A 16,033-nucleotide genomic window follows, 5' to 3' on the forward strand; every position below is an offset into this window, starting at 1 on the left:
TTACTCCGCCGGCTGCGGTTCGGGGCCGTTGGCCGACCACGCGCCCGGCGTTCTCGCCGCCGAGCGCTCGATCTTCGGCTGCGCTTCCGGCGGGTCGATGCCGGCTTCCGCGGCGAGCGAGGCCGCGCGCAGCGCCCTGGCCTTGCCTCGCCAGCTATCCCACGTGCCGACCACGCCCTTGGGCAGGAACAGCGTTACGGCGACGAACAACCCGCCAAGCGCGAATAGCCAGAATTCAGGCAGCACGCCGGTGAACCAGGATTTGCCGGCATTGACCAGGAGCGCGCCGATAATGGGGCCGACGATGGTGCCGCGCCCGCCGACGGCGGTCCAGATCACCACTTCGATCGAATTGGCGGGCTCGAACTCGCCGGGATTAATGATGCCGACCTGCGGCACGTAGAGCGCGCCGGCGATGCCGGCCATGACGGCCGAGACGCTGAAGGCGAAGAGTTTTACATTCTCGGCCCGCCAGCCGAGGAAGCGGGTGCGGCTTTCGGCGTCGCGCACCGCCATCAGCAGCTTGCCGTATTTGGAGCGCACGATCGCCGCGGTGACAAAGACGGCGAACGCCAGCGTCACGGCGCTTGCTGAAAACAGCGCCGCGCGCGTCGCGTCGGCCTGGATGTTGAAGCCGAGGATGTCCTTGAAATCGGTCAGGCCGTTATTGCCTCCGAAACCCATGTCGTTGCGGAAGAAGGCAAGCAGCAGCGCATAGGTCATCGCCTGGGTGATGATCGAGAGATAAACGCCGGTGACGCGGCTGCGGAAGGCGAACCAGCCGAATACGAAGGCAAGCAGGCCCGGCACGGCCAGCACCATCAGCACGGCGAACCAGAAATGGTCGAAGCCGTGCCAGAACCAGGGCAGTTCCTTGTAGTTCAGGAACACCATGAAGTCCGGCAGGATGGGATTGCCATAGACGCCGCGCGAGCCGATCTGACGCATCAGATACATGCCCATCGCATAGCCGCCGAGCCCGAAGAAGGCGCCGTGGCCGAGCGAAAGGATGCCGCAATAGCCCCAGACCAGATCGAGCGCGAGCGCCAGCAGCCCGTAGCAGAGATATTTCCCGACCAAAGAGACGATGTAAGGCGGAATGTAGAAAGCGCTTTGAGGCGACACCGCGAGGTTTAGCAGCGGCACGATGGCGGCCGCCGCCAGCAGGACGAGGATGGCGATCGCGATGCGCCGGTCGGCGCCGAAGAAGCGCTGCGTGATCATGCTTCCACCGCCCTGCCCTTCAGCGCGAACAGGCCGCGCGGCCGCTTCTGGATGAACAGGATGATCAGTACCAGCACGACGATCTTGCCAAGCACCGCGCCGGCGTACGGCTCGAGGAACTTGTTGACGATGCCGAGCGAGAAGGCGCCGACCAGCGTGCCCCAGAGATTGCCGACGCCACCGAAGACCACGACCATGAAACTGTCGATAATGTAGCCGCGGCCGAGATTGGGCGAGACGTTGTCGATCTGGCTGAGCGCCACGCCGGCGATCCCGGCGATGCCGGAGCCGAGCGCGAAAGTCAGCGCGTCGACCCAAGGCGTCCTGATGCCCATGGATGCGGCCATGCGCCGATTGGCGGTGACGGCACGCATCTGCAGGCCCCAGGGCGTTCGCTTCATGACGTAGAGCAGCACACCGAACACCAGCAGCGCGAACACCAGTATCCACAGCCGGTTCCAGGTGATGGCCAATTGACCGATGTCGAACGATCCCGACATCCAGGACGGATTGCCGACCTCCTGGTTCGTCGGGCCGAAGACGGTGCGCACCGCCTGCTGCAGGATCAGCGAGACGCCCCATGTGGCAAGAAGCGTCTCCAGCGGCCGGCCGTAGAGGAAGCGGATGACGCCGCGCTCGATGACGAGGCCGACCAGCGCCGAGACCAGGAAGGCGAGCGGCAGCGCGATGACCAGCGACCAGTCGAAGAGGCTCGGAAACGACGTGCGGATCACCTGCTGGACGACGAAGGTGGTGTAGGCGCCGAGCATCACCATCTCGCCATGCGCCATGTTGATGACGCCCATGACGCCAAAGGTGATGGCGAGACCGATAGCGCCGAGCAGCAGCACCGATCCGAGTGATATGCCGTACCAGATGTTCTGGCCGGCATCCCACAATGCCAGCGTCGAATTGATATGGCCGATCGCGGCGGTTGCCACGTTCTTGACCGCTCCCTGCGCGCCAGCCTCAACGGAGGTCAGCAGGGAAAGCGCATCGCGGTCGCCGCGCGCCGCGATGGCCGAGATGGCGGCGAGCTTGTCGGCTTCCGGCTTGTCGGAAACCAGAACCGACGCCGCGCGCGCCTGCACGAACATCGTCTTGACGGCTGGGTCGGTCTCAGCAGCGATCGCGGCATCGAGCGGTTCGATATTCGCCGCGTCGGGCGTCTTGAACATGGTCGCGGCGGCGGCAAGGCGCACGCTCGCGTCCTTGGCGCGCAGCGTCAGCGTCCCCAGCGCGTCGCGTATGGCGCGGCGAAGACCGTTGTTGACCTTGATCTTGGTGAGATCGGCCTTGGCGGCATCGGCGGACTTGTCGCCGCTGAAAGGATCGAGCAGTTCGACACCGCTCGCCGCGTCCTTGCCGATGAAGACCTGCGAATCGGCTTTGCGAATATAGAGGTTGCCGTCGGCGAGCGCCGACAGCGGCCTTTCGACGGCCGGATCGCCGCTGGCCGCGAGCTCGCGCACGATGGCTTCCGTGGCCGAGAAATTAGTCGCTGTAGCGAACTTGGCTATTGCCGCGCGAAGATCGGCCTCGCCTGCCTTCGAGGGCAGCAGGCTTGCCATCGTCAGCAGCAGCGTCAAGCCAATCGCGCGCAACAGGATCATCAGCTTCAGCGGATCTCGAACGTTTGAGATTTCTGCCCGGGCGGGACGCGAAGGCCCGCCCGGGCCGCGGTCTCGGATCGCGGGGCCACGCGGCGACCCGACAGACCTGGGAGGATCAGTTGGTGCCCTTGCCGCCGCACTTGCCGGTGGCGACGTTGAAGTTGCCGCAACTGAGCGGCGCGCGCCAATCGGAGATCAGGTTCTTGGAATCGGGCAGGTAGTCGGACCATTCGTCGCCCATCACAAGGCCGGGCGTTTGCGAGACGGTCTCGAACTGGCCGTCGGCCTGGATCTCGCCGATGAGCACCGGCTTCGTGATATGATGGTTCGGCATCATCGTCGAATAGCCACCGGTCAGGTTCGGCACCGAGACGCCGACCATGGCGTCGATGACCTTGTCCGGATCGGTAGTACCGGCCTTCTCGACTGCCTTCACCCACATGTTGAAGCCGATATAGTGGGCTTCCATAGGGTCGTTGGTCGTGCGCTTGTCGTTCTTTATGAACTTGTGCCAGTCGTCGATGAACTTCTTGTTCTCGGGCGTGTCGACGCTCTCGAAATAGTTCCAGGCGGCGAGGTGGCCGACCAGCGGTCCGGTGTCGAGACCGGCCAGTTCTTCCTCGCCGACTGAGAAGGCCATGACTGGAATGTCCTCGGCCTTGATGCCCTGGTTGCCCAGTTCCTTGTAGAACGGCACGTTGGCGTCGCCGTTGACGGTCGAGATCACGGCCGTCTTCTTGCCGGCCGAGCCGAATTTCTTGATCGCCGAGACTTCGGTCTGCCAGTCGGAGAAGCCGAACGGCGTGTAGTTGACCATGATGTCCTCGGCCGGCACGCCCTTCGACTTCAGATAGGCTTCGAGGATCTTGTTGGTGGTGCGCGGGTAGACATAGTCGGTGCCTTCGAGCACCCAGCGCTTCACCGAGCCGCCATCGGCGCTCATCAGGTAGTCGACGGCCGGAATGGCCTGCTGGTTGGGGGCAGCACCCGTGTAAAAGACGTTGCGCTCGCTTTCCTCGCCCTCATACTGGACGGGGTAGAACAGGATGTTGTCGAGCTCCGAGAACACCGGCAACACCGATTTGCGCGATACCGAGGTCCAGCAGCCGAAGACCGCCGCGACCTTGTCCTTGGAGATCAGCTCGCGCGCCTTTTCGGCGAAGAGCGGCCAGTTGGAGGCCGGATCGACGACAACCGCCTCGAGCTTCTTGCCGAGCAGGCCGCCCTTAGCGTTCTGCTCCTCGATCAGCATCAGCATGACGTCCTTCAGCGTCGTCTCCGAAATCGCCATGGTCCCCGAGAGCGAATGGAGGATGCCGACCTTGATGGTGTCGTCGGCCGCTCTGGCGGGAGCCGATATCGACAGGCCGGCAGCGATCACGCCGGCCGAAAACAATTTTGTTATTGTCGAGAAATTGCCCCTCATATTGCACACTCCCAAGCTGGTTGTTTTGCATTGCAACATTGCGGTGCAAGCGGCGTGCCAAACCTGACAGTCCAAAGTGCCGGGCAAAAAAATCGATCAGTTACAGTTGGTTATAATTTCAACTCAAGTTTTCAACGGCCGTTCCGCTTCAAGGCGTTGTCAAATTTTGGGCTTCTGCCTCTATTTTCATCGCAATTTTCTATTGCGTGTTTTTAAATCGCCGTTTGCCTTCTGCCGACCCCCGTAGTCGCACGGCGAGAGATGTTGGGAATTGAAATCTTTGCGCCGCGGGCGGCTAACAAGTGAGGGACCCGGTCCGTCTCGGCGGCGGGCTTTTCCAATCTGGAGCAAATTGTAAACCGCTCGATTGGTGTCGTCGGTGACGCGAACCCATTGGGTCTCGTCTCGCCGGTCCTGTACGTGGCGGCCGGTCACCCATTCAGCGGCTTCTTTAGGTGAGGTGGTCCTCGCGTAGGCAATACTGCATCCGTCCCCGACATCGTTTCAACGGTGTAGCTGGTCACCGGAAAGCTCTTCAATAAAGCGCCGCCAATGCATTGAAAGAGCCCGACGGTGTGAGGGACGGCTCTTTTGTCGGGTCTCCTCTGATCAGCCCGTTCCGATCGGGCCCGATATGCCATCCCGACGCAACAGCGCCGCCCAGCTACCGAACTTCGACAAGGGGCGAAGGTCCCAGGAGTTGTTCACCGGCGGCTTTTGTCGAGTGCCGCCGCTCGACAGGCGCGCGACAGGTGAACGAAATAGGCCCCCCTGACGCGTTTTCTGCACCCCACTACCTCCGAAGGCTCACGCGCGGCCTAGCCCGGCTTCTGTGGCAAATGGCAATGGTTCCAACATCGCCCCGCCCGATTTCACATGCCCTTCGCTTCGGCAGCGCAGACCAGCCGTCAGCGGGTTGGCGATAGCGCGTGAATTTCTCCTCGAGCGCCACGACTGCTTCGCCCTTGCTGCGTTCAGTGGCCCGCCCACCGACATGCGCGCGCCGGCCGCCGAACATTGGTCATGACGGTCCAGAACAACGTCCCGGCACTGGGCCCATCCGCCGCCAAGGATCCGACGCTATCGGAGCCGAGGAACGTCGGGGAGAATCGCAGGGACTCGGACTGCAAAGACGAGTGTCGCTGACTCGCCCCGGGTAACTCCGGCGGCTGTGCAATCGACTTTCCTTCGCGGCCGCCTAGCAGTTCGCGTCAGTCTGCGGATCGCACGCCTTGTTTTTCTGGCCCCGTGGCTTGGGCTTGGCCGCCTGCTCGGGCTCGGCCTGCTGCTGCTCGGCGGCGGGCTGCTCCTTCGCCTTCCGTTTCTCAGGCTTGGCCGCCTGTTCCGGCTCGGCCTGCTGCTCGGCGGCGGGCTGCTTCTTGGCCTTCGGTTTCTCAGGCTTGGCAGCCTGTTCCGGCTCGGCCTGCTGCTCGGCGGCTGGCTGCTTCTTGGCCTTCGGTTTCTCAGGCTTGGTAGCCTGTTCCGGCTCGGTCTGCTGCTGCTCGGCGGCGGGCTGCGTCTTGGCCTTCGGCTTCTCGGGCTTGGCCGCCTGTTCCGGCTCGGCCTCCTGTTCGGCGGCGGGCTGCTTCTTGCCCTTCGGCTTCTCAGGCTTGGCGGCCTGTTCCGGCTCGGCCTGCTGCTGCTCGGCGGCGGGCTGCTCAGGCTTGGCGGTCTCTTCCGGCTCCGCCCCATCGGCCCTTGCGCCTTCGGTCGGCTTCGATTTACGGCCAGCCTGAACCTGCTTCACCTGCTCGATGTCCTTTAGCTTAGCTGGTTTTGCCTTGGGGTCGGCTTTCACCTCACCTTCGAAGACCGCGACCATGTCATTTTCCAATTTGCCGGACTGCTCGGGCGCGTCGGTCTTGCTGACCTTGACGGCAGTCACATTCTGGTCCGTCTCCTTTTCGATCACATCAACATCAATGACTTTGTTGACCACCACGTTGTTCTGGATGGTCACGTCGCCGGCCGGCTGGGCCGCCTCGACAATCCGCACAAACTCGGACCTATCACGGATAACGGCGACAGAAACGTCGGCAGCAAGGAATTCGCGGCTAGGGACTACCACCCAGTAATAATCCGGCGTCGTGTCGAAGGTCACCTCGATTGAAATCAAGTCCGGATCACGGCGCGGCGGCAGCGGAGCCCAAATGATGTGCTCCCTGTCACGACGCCAAGTTACCCATGCTGGCGCCCAGCGAGTGCCCGGAACCCAGTACCAGCCGATATCGTCGGCATAGCCCCACCGGCCGTAATGGTACGTCGCCCAGCCGAATGGCTCGTCGGATACCCAGAGCCAGCCATACTCCTCTGTATAGACCCAATGGCCCAGGGTATACGGGCGCCAATCGTCAGGTACATCAACTGGCACGAAAACGGTCGCTCCATGATACGAGACCCAATCGCCATGGGACGACAGGTCTTCGTAGAATGTGCTGATCGAAACCTCGGTGGCGGCCCTTGCCTGCGACACTAGCGAGAATGGTGCAATCGGGTTGGGGATATCAACGACCGTAAGCAGACAGGCGGTTACGCCGCCCAGCATCAGCCGTACCGCATTTTGGGCAAGGACGCGTTTCATCCCAGTCTTCCTCCGAAACAGATGCGCCCTTCATCTTGAAAACTCACCCGCAATCGGATTGTTCCGCCTTGCTCCCGCCAGGGGTCGTGGACCTTGCAAATGGTAGCTATGGCGAGCCATTGAACGTAATCGCCTGATGGCCGAACTTCGCGGAAGCTTAAAGTACCGTCACCAGGTTTTGAGGGCTGATTTGCAGAATTTACCTTTATTTTTCAGCTGCTTGGCGTGGAAAAAGGTCCCGTCAGAAGCCCTCTATGACGTGACGGTACTGTCAAAAATCATCGTGGCAATGTGGGTGAGGTCCGGCAACCGGTACGGCACCTCCAAACGACGCACACCGATGACCGGCGAAAATTGCCGGCCAAAACCATCTTTTATCTCAGTGACTTAGATCGAACTCTAGCGCAATTTCAGCGGTGTTCGGATGGGCCTGAATCATTCCCACTCGATGGTGCCCGGGGGCTTCGACGTAACGTCGTAAACGACGCGATTGATGCCTTTCACCTCGTTGATGATCCGGGTGGCGGCGGCGCCCAGGAAGTTCATGTCGTAGTGGTAGAAATCGGCCGTCATGCCGTCGACCGAGGTCACAGCGCGCAGCGCGCAGACGAATTCGTAGGTGCGGCCGTCGCCCATCACGCCGACGGTCTGCACCGGCAAGAGCACGGCGAAGGCCTGCCAGATGGCATCGTAGAGGCCGGCCTTGCGGATCTCGTCGAGGTAGATGGCGTCGGCCTCGCGCAGGATCTCGAGCTTCTCGCGGGTGATGCCGCCCGGGCAGCGTATGGCGAGGCCAGGACCCGGGAACGGATGGCGGCCGATGAAGCTTTCGGGCAGGCCGAGCTCTCGGCCCAGCGCCCTCACCTCGTCCTTGAACAACTCGCGCAGCGGCTCGACCAGCTTCATGTTCATGCGTTCGGGCAGGCCGCCGACATTGTGATGCGACTTGATCGTCACCGACGGGCCGCCGGAGAAGGAGACGCTTTCGATGACGTCGGGATAGAGCGTGCCCTGCGCCAGGAAGTCGGCGCCGCCAAGTTTCTTCGCCTCTTCCTCGAACACCTCGATGAACAGGCGGCCGATGGTCTTGCGCTTCTTTTCCGGATCGCTCTCGCCTTCCAGCGCCGAAATGAAGCGGTCGGAAGCGTCGACCAGGATCAGCGGCAGGTTGTAATGCTGGCGGAACATCTCCACCACGCTTTTCGCCTCGTCCTTCCGCATCAGGCCGTGGTCGACGAGGATGCAGGTCAACTGATCGCCGACCGCCTCGTGGATCAGGAGCGCAGCGACCGAGGAATCGACGCCGCCTGATAGCGCGCAGATCACCTTGCCCTTGCCGACCTGCTTGCGGATCGCCTCGACCGCCTGCTCGCGATAGGCAGCCATGGTCCAGCCCGTGCTGAGGCCGGCGATATGGTGGACAAAGTTGCTCAGCAGCTTCGCGCCGTCCGGGGTATGGACGACCTCGGGATGGAACTGCACCGCGTAAAACTTCCGTGCCTCGTCGGCAATCGCTGCGAAGGGCGCGCCGGTGGAGGTGCCGACGATCTTGAATCCTTCCGGAATGGCGGTGACGCGGTCGCCGTGGCTCATCCAGACCTGATGACGCGTGCCCCTGGCCCAGACACCCTCGAACAGTGCGCAGTCGTCCTCGATCTCCAGGAAGGCCCGGCCGAACTCGCGGTGATGGCCGGCCTCGACCTTGCCGCCGAGCTGAGCGCACATCGTCTGTTCGCCATAGCAGATGCCGAGCACCGGAATGCCGGACGAAAAGACCTCGTCGGGCGCGCGGGGCGAGCCGATGTCGACGGTCGAGTGCGGGCTGCCCGATAGGATGACGGCCTTCGGCCGGATGCGGCGGAAGCCCTCTGCGGCTGACTGGAACGGAACGATCTCGCAGTAGACCCCGGCCTCGCGCACGCGCCGCGCGATCAGCTGCGTGACCTGGCTGCCGAAGTCGATGATGAGAACGGTGTCGGGATGTGTCGTCATGGCGAGCCTTTAAAGAAAGAACCGATTCGGCGCAATGGTGGCGCGTTGCGGCGTTCGGTCCTTGCCAAAACGCCTAAAGCGCGTCGCGTCGAACGGGGCCAGGCGACGAGCTTCAAGTTTCATCTTGATACATGTCGTTCTCCCAAAAGCACTGCGCACTTTTGGGCGACATGCATTAAGTAAGGCCGATCGCGCCGGACGCAATCGCCTGCTCTAGCAGACCTATCGCCGCCGCCAGCTTCTCGTCGATGACGTGCAGATACTCGGTCCAGTCGCCGACATGCCTGAGATCGACCGCGCCGTCGGAAATACCGCGCAGGCCGATCAGAGGCACGCCGAACAGCTGGCAGGCGCGCAGGCAGGCGAAGGTCTCCATGTCGACCATGTCGGCGTCGATCGCGTCATAGGCGGCGCCTGTGACGATGGCGCCTCCGGTCGACAGCGTCGCGGTCCTGATGCCGGGAATGAGGAAGGGCAGCGGCACCGTCACGGGCAGGTCGAGGAACGGCGTCGCGCCCTTCGCGAAGCCGAGCGGCGAAGCGTCGATGTCGCGGTAGCTCACCGACACGGCCTGGTAGATTTCGGTCTGTTCGAGCGTTCGGCTTCCCGCGGAGCCCAGCGATACGACGAGATCAGGCAGCGCATCCTCGGCCTTCAACGTGGCGAGCTCGGCGCCGAGGCGCACGCCGGCCTCGACCGGGCCGACGCCGGTCATCAGCGGCGTGAACAGCTTTTTGAGATGCGGACCGTATTCGGCCTCGGCCGCCATGACGAAGAGGACGGATTTTTCCCCTAACCGCGCAACGCTCGCCATGGATCACCCCTCGATGCCGTCGCGGCCAACCACCGTCATCATTGTGCCGGTCATGGTGGCGATCAGCTTGGCCTCGCCATCGGCGGCGAAAGCATAGGCCTGGCCGTCGGCAACAATGATGGTGCGGCCTGGCTTGGTCACCGAGCCGCGGAACAGGAAGCGCTCGCCCTTCCCTGGCGCCAAGAGGTTGACCTTGAATTCGATGGTCAGCACGCTGGAATTCTGCGGCATCAACGAGAAGGCGGCATAGCCGCAGGCCGAGTCCAGCGCGGTCGAGATGACGCCGGCATGCAGGAAGCCGTGCTGCTGGGTGAGCGAAGGGGCATAGGGCATCTCGATCTCGATGATGCCGGGCGTGACCAGCGTCAGCTCCGCGCCGATGGTGGCCATGGCCTTCTGGCGGGCAAAGGAAGTCCTGACGCGATCCTCATAGTCGGGAGCGGGTACGATCTTGGCTGCCATGGCCTTCGCCTCATTTTTGCTGGCGAAGCTTATTGCAGAGGCAGGCAGGACAGGCAATCTCTTATGTTGCAGCGCAGCAAATGCCGGCTGCCCTCATGCGGCCCTGCGCAGGGCGTGGAAATAGAACCCGTCAGTGCCACTGAGCGCCGGCGACAGCGAGATGCCACCGGCTTCGCCAATACGCGCAGCGCTCTCGTGGCCGGGGAAACGGCCGTCCCAGAGCTGGCGGTGGTCGACCGGCGCGAAGTCGCCGTGGCGCTCGCGGAAGGCTGCGACCTGCTCGCCGTTTTCGGCATCGAACACCGAGCAGGTCATGTAGACGAGCAGCCCGCCGGGCTTCACGAAAGCCTGCGCCATGTCGAGGATCGCCTGCTGCTCACCTTTGCGGGCATCGAGCTGTCTGTCCGTCAGCCGCCACTTGGCGTCCGGGCGCCGCCGCCAGGTGCCGCTGCCGGTGCAGGGCGCATCGATCAGCACGAGGTCCATATGACCGGTGAGCGGCGCGAGTTCCGCGGGCTTGCTGACGACCTGGATGTTGCGGCTGTGCGCGCGGCGGATGCGCTCGAAGATCGGCGCCAGCCGCACCTTTTCCGCATCATGGGCGAAGACTTGGCCGCGATTGTCCATCTCTGCCGAAAGCGCCAGGGTCTTGCCCCCGGCGCCCGCGCAATAGTCGAGCACCTGCATGCCTGGCCCGGCGCCGGCGAGCGCTGCTGCAAGCTGCGAGCCCTCGTCCTGCACCTCGAACCAGCCTTTCTGGAAGGCGGGCTCGGCCTGGACGTTCGGATGCCTGCCGTCGCCATTGATCGGCGGGATGCGAATGCCGTGCGGCGCGATTGCGGCAGCTGCTGCACCGGTGCCCTGGAGTTCCGTCAGCACCTTACCGCGGTCTGCCTGCAGCGCATTGACCCTGAGATCCAGCGGCGGGCGCATCGCGAGAGCCGCGCCCTCTTCGACCCAGGCATCGCCAAAGGCGTGTTCGAGGAGCGGCGCGCACCAGTCCGGAACATCGGCCCGCACGGCATCCGGCGCATCGGCGAGCCTGCCGGAGGCTGCCGCTTTCAGTTCGGCGGCGCTGAGCAGCGGCGGCGCGAATTTGTCGCCGTCGAGAGCGTCATTCAGCGACCGCGCCGTCTGGCCCCATTCCAGCAGCAACGCGCCGAAGCCGATGGCGCGCGGCGTCTCCTCGCCGAAGAGCCAGCCGGCCGAGCGCTTGCGGCGCAGCGCGTCGTAGACGATGTTGCCGATCGCCGCGCGGTCGCCGCCACCGGCAAAGCGGTGCGACAAGCCCCAGTCGCGCAAGGCGTCGGCCACTGGCCGATGCCGCCGGCCGATGTCTTCAAGCACTTCGATGGCCGCCGCCAGCCTTCCGCCCAGTCTCATTCCTGCTTCCGTCTATCGTTGCTTCCAGCCCTGCTCTTAGAGCCTTTCCGGCTCCGATTGAAACACTTCTCTTGCGGTGAAGCCAAAACGACCTGTCCCATGCCATCGTCCATGCAACAGGCGGAAGGTTCTTTCGCGGCAGTCGGCGGTCAGCGGATAACAAGAAAAACGCCTCGCACATGAAACTTCTCTAATGTCTTGACTGGCGGATGCAAAGCAAGACCACTGGCTTAACACTCAGCTTTCCAAGTTTTGCCGGCAGGAATACTCTTTCGCCTGTGATTCGCGACGCGGAAAACGCGTTTTGGCGGATCCCTATGAGGAGAGGGCAATGAAGACTTATCTCGGCAGAAGTTCTAGGCACGTTTCTGTTGGTGTTCATAGGCACGGCCTCCGTGGTCACGGGCGGCTTCGGCGGCGCACTGCCGCTCGGACAGGAAGGGATCGGCCTGGCGTTCGGCATCGGCCTGATCGCCGCGGCCTATGCGATCGGCCCGATCTCGGGCGCGCATCTCAATCCGGCGGTGACGCTCGGCGTGTTCCTTGCGGGGCGGATGCCGGCGAGGGAAGTCGTGCCTTACTGGATCGCGCAGATCATCGGCGCCATCATCGCTTCGCTGGCGCTGTGGATCATCGTCACCGGTCAGGCCGGCGGCCACACCGGGGGCTTCGGCGCAAATGGCTGGGACGAGGCGAAATGGGGCATCAGCTCGGCCTTCCTGTGGGAGCTGATCGGCACCTTCACCTTCGTCACCGTCATTCTCGGCGTCACCAACGCCAAGCACATGACGGCCTTTGCCGGCCTGGTGATAGGCCTGACGCTGGCAGGGCTCCACTTTGCCATGATCCCGGTGACGGGCACTTCGGTCAATCCGGCGCGCTCGATCGGCCCGGCGCTGTTTTTCGGGCGGGGCGGCGCTCGGCCAGCTCTGGCTGTTCATCGTCGCGCCACTGATCGGCGGGGCGATCGCCGGCATCGTCGCCAAGACTGGCATCTTCGAAAAAGACTGATACGTAATGCAAAAGGCGCGGGCATGAACCCGCGCCTTTTTTTTGGGAGCATGAGACCTAAAGCGCATCGCGATCTTTCAGTTTCGCTCCGTGCGCTTTAGTTGCCTTTGTGCCCAAAAGCGGCTCCCACTCTCGGGAGACATGCTTTACTTCGCGACCAGTTCGAAGCGGTCGAGATTCATCACCTTCGTCCACGCCTTCACGAAGTCCTTGACGAACTTCTGCTTGGCATCCGCCGAGCCGTAGACCTCGGCCAGCGCACGCAATTGCGAGTGCGAGCCGAAGATCAGGTCGGCGCGGGTGCCGGTCCACTTGACTTGCTTGGTCTTGCGGTCGCGCGCCTCATAGACCTCATCCGAGTCTGGCTCGGAGCCGGCCGCCGGATCCCAGATGGTCGCCATGCTGAGCAGGTTGATGAAGAAGTCGTTGGTCAGCGTGCCCGGCCTGTCGGTGAACACGCCGTGCTTTGAGCCGCCATGATTGGCGCCGAGCACGCGCAGGCCGCCGACCAGCACCGTCATTTCCGGCGCCGTCAGCGTGAGGAGCTGCGCACGGTCGACCAGCATCGCTTCGACGGACATGGGCAGCCTGCCGCGGACATAGTTGCGGAAGCCGTCGGCCCTCGGCTCGAGTGCCGCGAAGGATTCGACATCGGTCTGCTCCTGCGAAGCGTCCATGCGGCCTGGCGTGAAGGGCACGTTCACCTCATTGCCGCCGTCCTTCGCGGCCTTCTCGATCGCGGCGGCGCCGCCGAGCACGATCAGGTCGGCGAGCGAGATCTTCTTCTCGCCAGCCTGCGCCGCGTTGAACTCCTGCTGGATGGCTTCGAGCTTCGCCAGCACCTTCGAAAGCTGGGCCGGCTGGTTGACTTCCCAGTCCTTCTGCGGGCTGAGACGGATGCGGCCGCCATTGGCGCCGCCGCGCTTGTCCGAGCCGCGGAAGGTCGAGGCCGAGGCCCAGGCAGTTGAGACCAGTTCAGGAACCGTGAGGCCGGAGGCCAGGATCTTCGCCTTCAGCGCGGCGATATCCTCTTCGCTGACCAGTTCGTGGTCGATCGCCGGAATCGGATCCTGCCAGATCAGCTCTTCCTTCGGCACGAGCGGGCCGAGATAACGAACCACCGGGCCCATGTCGCGATGGGTGAGCTTGAACCAGGCGCGGGCGAAAGCGTCGGCGAACTGGTCCGGGTACTGGTGGAAGCGACGCGAGATCTTCTCATAGGCCGGATCGAAGCGCAGCGCGAGATCGGTGGTGAGCATGGCCGGAGCATGACGCCTGGAGGGATTGTGCGCGTCCGGAACCGTGCCGGCGCCGGCGCCGCCCTTCGGCGTCCACTGATTGGCACCGGCCGGGCTCTTCGTCAGCTCCCATTCGAAGTTGAACAGGTTGTCGAAGAAATTGTTGCTCCATCTGGTCGGCGTCGTGGTCCAGGTGACCTCCAGGCCCGAGGTGATGGCGTCGCCGGCAATGCCGGTGGCATGTTTGCTCGACCAGCCGAGGCCCTGCGCTTCGATGCCGGCACCTTCCGGCTCCACGCCCACCAGCGAGGCATCGCCGGCGCCATGGGTCTTGCCGAAGGTGTGGCCGCCGGCGATCAGCGCCACGGTCTCTTCGTCGTTCATGGCCATACGGCGGAAGGTCTCGCGGATGTCGCGGGCCGCGGCGACCGGATCCGGCTTGCCGTTCGGGCCTTCCGGGTTGACGTAGATCAGGCCCATCTGAACGGCGCCGAGATGGCCCTGCAGTTCACGGTCGCCGGAATAGCGCTGGTCGTCCAGCCACTTCGTTTCGGAGCCCCAATCCACGTCCTGCTCCGGCTCCCACACGTCGGCGCGGCCGCCGGCGAAGCCGAAGGTCTTGAAGCCCATCGATTCCAGCGCGACGTTGCCGGCAAGGATCATCAGGTCGGCCCAGGAGATCTTGCGGCCGTATTTCTGTTTGACCGGCCACAGCAGCCGGCGTGCCTTGTCGAGATTGGCATTGTCCGGCCAGCTGTTCAGCGGCGCGAACCGCTGCTGGCCGGCACCGGCGCCGCCACGCCCGTCGCCGATGCGATAGGTGCCGGCACTGTGCCAGGCCATGCGGATGAAGAGCGGTCCGTAATGGCCGAAATCGGCCGGCCACCAGTCCTGCGAGTCGGTCATCACATGGTGCAGGTCCTTGATCACGGCATCGAGATCGAGGCTCCGGAATTCGGTGGCGTAGTTGAAATCCTCGCCCATCGGGTCCGAGAGGTTCGACTGCTGATGAAGAACGCCAAGGTCGAGCAGATTCGGCCACCAATCCCGATTGGTCCTGCCGGCGGATCCATGCGCCACGGGGCATTTGCCAGCGCTGTTGTCGTCGGTTTTCGCGTCCATCTTACTCTCCAGGGTTTTGATTTTTCCGAGATTGATTCTGCGCAGATTTCGGGGCCGGCCAGCGGCCGCGCCAATCTGGAATGATTCCAGCCTAGGCCGGCTTGGCGATAAAGACAAATTGCCTTTCCTGTTCGTTTTGATAAGCTTTCCTTATGATCGGCCTCACCGTGCGACAGATGCTTTATTTCGACGCGCTGGCGCAGACGCTGCATTTCGGCCGCGCCGCGAAGCTTGCCGGCGTCAGCCAGCCGGCGCTCTCCGCCCAGATCGCCGAAATGGAAGAGCGGCTGAACTGTCTTCTGTTCGAGCGCGGCGGCAAGGCGGTGCGGATGACGGACGAAGCACTTGTGCTGCAGCCGCGCATCGAGCGCATTCTTGCCGATATACGTGACGTCGAGACAACCGCCCGGCGCGGCCGCCCTGCGATGGAAGGCCGCTTCCGGCTGGGCATAATTCCGACCGTAGCGCCCTATCTCCTGCCGTGGGTCCTGCCGGAATTGAAGAAGCATTTCCCGGGCCTGCAGCTCGAACTGCGCGAGGCGGTGACGGCATCGCTGGTCGAGGACAATGTCTCGGGCAAGCTCGACGCTTTCATCGCCGCGCTGCCGCTCGACCATCCGGGGCTTGTCACGGAAGAGCTCTTCCCGGACCGCTTCTTCCTTGCGGTGCCCGCCGGCGATCCGGCTTTCGCCTCGCCGCCCGTGCCGCCGGAAAGCCCGGCGCTGGAACGGCTGATGCTGCTCGAGGAAGGTCATTGCCTGCGCGAACAGGCTCTGGCCGTCTGCGGCAATGTTCGGCCGGTGGCGATGGCAAGCTATGGCGCCACCAGTCTCACCACGCTCTTGCAGATGGTGGCGCATGGGCTGGGCGTGACGCTGGTTCCGGAAATGGCGGCAAGCGCCGCCGGCGTCATGCCGGACCTCAAGATTGTGCCGTTCCAGGAGCCGATGCCGCAGCGCATGATCTGCCTCGCATGGCGGCGCAACAAGGTGCGCCAGGACGAATGCGTGGAACTGGCAAAGATCATACGGGGATTGGATCATGCGGTGCTGGCGAGCTGACCCTGGTTTCTGAGCTTTGCCCAATCCCAATTCTCAGCCAACGCCCCGTATCGGAAGCTTCTGCTGCTTACCGGAGCTAACGCTGCCCGCTTCGAAAATCCGATAG

At 63.5% G+C, this 16,033-nt stretch carries 10 protein-coding genes and 1 pseudogene; 2 read left to right on the forward strand and 9 right to left on the reverse strand.

Annotated elements, in window-relative coordinates; genetic code table 11:
* From urtC to CK222_RS16510, 8 genes are all read right to left on the reverse strand, one after another.
* Entirely contained in the window at nt 1-1,224 is a 1,224-nt protein-coding gene (urtC, locus tag CK222_RS16475) for an urea ABC transporter permease subunit UrtC (RefSeq protein WP_095801063.1), read from the reverse strand.
* Nucleotides 1,221-2,837, reverse strand: coding sequence for an urea ABC transporter permease subunit UrtB (gene urtB, locus CK222_RS16480; protein ID WP_095801064.1), 1,617 nt, complete (start codon nt 2,835-2,837; stop codon nt 1,221-1,223). Before urtB ends, urtC begins: the two co-directional genes overlap by 4 nt.
* 115 nt (nt 2,838-2,952) lie before the next feature.
* Entirely contained in the window at nt 2,953-4,263 is a 1,311-nt protein-coding gene (gene urtA, locus CK222_RS16485; protein ID WP_067327408.1) for an urea ABC transporter substrate-binding protein, read from the reverse strand.
* 1,198 nt (nt 4,264-5,461) lie between these two features.
* On the reverse strand, nt 5,462-6,844 hold the full coding sequence (locus CK222_RS16490) for a DUF6600 domain-containing protein (protein ID WP_141247069.1): 1,383 nt from the start codon (nt 6,842-6,844) through the stop codon (nt 5,462-5,464).
* Nucleotides 6,845-7,279: 435 nt separating this feature from the next.
* On the reverse strand, nt 7,280-8,836 hold the full coding sequence (gene guaA / locus CK222_RS16495) for a glutamine-hydrolyzing GMP synthase (RefSeq protein WP_067327399.1): 1,557 nt from the start codon (nt 8,834-8,836) through the stop codon (nt 7,280-7,282).
* Between the two features lie 175 nt (nt 8,837-9,011).
* A complete protein-coding gene (locus CK222_RS16500) occupies nt 9,012-9,650 on the reverse strand; it encodes a 5'-methylthioadenosine/S-adenosylhomocysteine nucleosidase (RefSeq protein WP_095801066.1) in 639 nt (212 codons plus the stop codon).
* A gap of 3 nt (nt 9,651-9,653) precedes the next feature.
* Entirely contained in the window at nt 9,654-10,112 is a 459-nt protein-coding gene (locus CK222_RS16505; protein WP_066989431.1) for a PaaI family thioesterase, read from the reverse strand.
* Nucleotides 10,113-10,205: 93 nt separating this feature from the next.
* Nucleotides 10,206-11,495, reverse strand: coding sequence for an RsmB/NOP family class I SAM-dependent RNA methyltransferase (locus CK222_RS16510; RefSeq protein ID WP_095801067.1), 1,290 nt, complete (start codon nt 11,493-11,495; stop codon nt 10,206-10,208).
* 331 nt (nt 11,496-11,826) lie between these two features.
* On the opposite strand from CK222_RS16510, the pseudogene CK222_RS16515 reads away from it, so the two are divergent.
* Nucleotides 11,827-12,506, forward strand: a pseudogene (locus tag CK222_RS16515) (MIP family channel protein).
* A gap of 146 nt (nt 12,507-12,652) precedes the next feature.
* On the opposite strand, the gene katG reads toward CK222_RS16515, so the two are convergent.
* Entirely contained in the window at nt 12,653-14,866 is a 2,214-nt protein-coding gene (katG, locus tag CK222_RS16520) for a catalase/peroxidase HPI (protein WP_095801068.1), read from the reverse strand.
* A 152-nt stretch (nt 14,867-15,018) separates the two neighbouring features.
* On the opposite strand from katG, the gene CK222_RS16525 reads away from it, so the two are divergent.
* A complete protein-coding gene (locus tag CK222_RS16525; protein WP_095801069.1) occupies nt 15,019-15,927 on the forward strand; it encodes a hydrogen peroxide-inducible genes activator in 909 nt (302 codons plus the stop codon).
* Nucleotides 15,928-16,033 lie beyond the last annotated feature (106 nt).

It is taken from the genome of Mesorhizobium sp. WSM3866 (assembly GCF_002294795.1).
In the GTDB taxonomy this organism is placed as follows: domain Bacteria; phylum Pseudomonadota; class Alphaproteobacteria; order Rhizobiales; family Rhizobiaceae; genus Mesorhizobium.

What these genes read in the sequence shown, in the direction of transcription:
- guaA (WP_067327399.1), bottom strand. Translation starts at nt 8,836, where the DNA reads ATGACGACACATCCCGACACCGTTCTCATCATCGACTTCGGCAGCCAG.
- CK222_RS16490 (WP_141247069.1), bottom strand. Translation starts at nt 6,844, where the DNA reads ATGAAACGCGTCCTTGCCCAAAATGCGGTACGGCTGATGCTGGGCGGC.
- CK222_RS16505 (WP_066989431.1), bottom strand. Translation starts at nt 10,112, where the DNA reads ATGGCAGCCAAGATCGTACCCGCTCCCGACTATGAGGATCGCGTCAGG.
- katG (WP_095801068.1), bottom strand. Translation starts at nt 14,866, where the DNA reads ATGGACGCGAAAACCGACGACAACAGCGCTGGCAAATGCCCCGTGGCG.
- urtC (WP_095801063.1), bottom strand. Translation starts at nt 1,224, where the DNA reads ATGATCACGCAGCGCTTCTTCGGCGCCGACCGGCGCATCGCGATCGCC.
- CK222_RS16525 (WP_095801069.1), top strand. Translation starts at nt 15,019, where the DNA reads ATGATCGGCCTCACCGTGCGACAGATGCTTTATTTCGACGCGCTGGCG.
- urtB (WP_095801064.1), bottom strand. Translation starts at nt 2,837, where the DNA reads ATGATCCTGTTGCGCGCGATTGGCTTGACGCTGCTGCTGACGATGGCA.
- CK222_RS16510 (WP_095801067.1), bottom strand. Translation starts at nt 11,495, where the DNA reads ATGAGACTGGGCGGAAGGCTGGCGGCGGCCATCGAAGTGCTTGAAGAC.
- CK222_RS16500 (WP_095801066.1), bottom strand. Translation starts at nt 9,650, where the DNA reads ATGGCGAGCGTTGCGCGGTTAGGGGAAAAATCCGTCCTCTTCGTCATG.
- urtA (WP_067327408.1), bottom strand. Translation starts at nt 4,263, where the DNA reads ATGAGGGGCAATTTCTCGACAATAACAAAATTGTTTTCGGCCGGCGTG.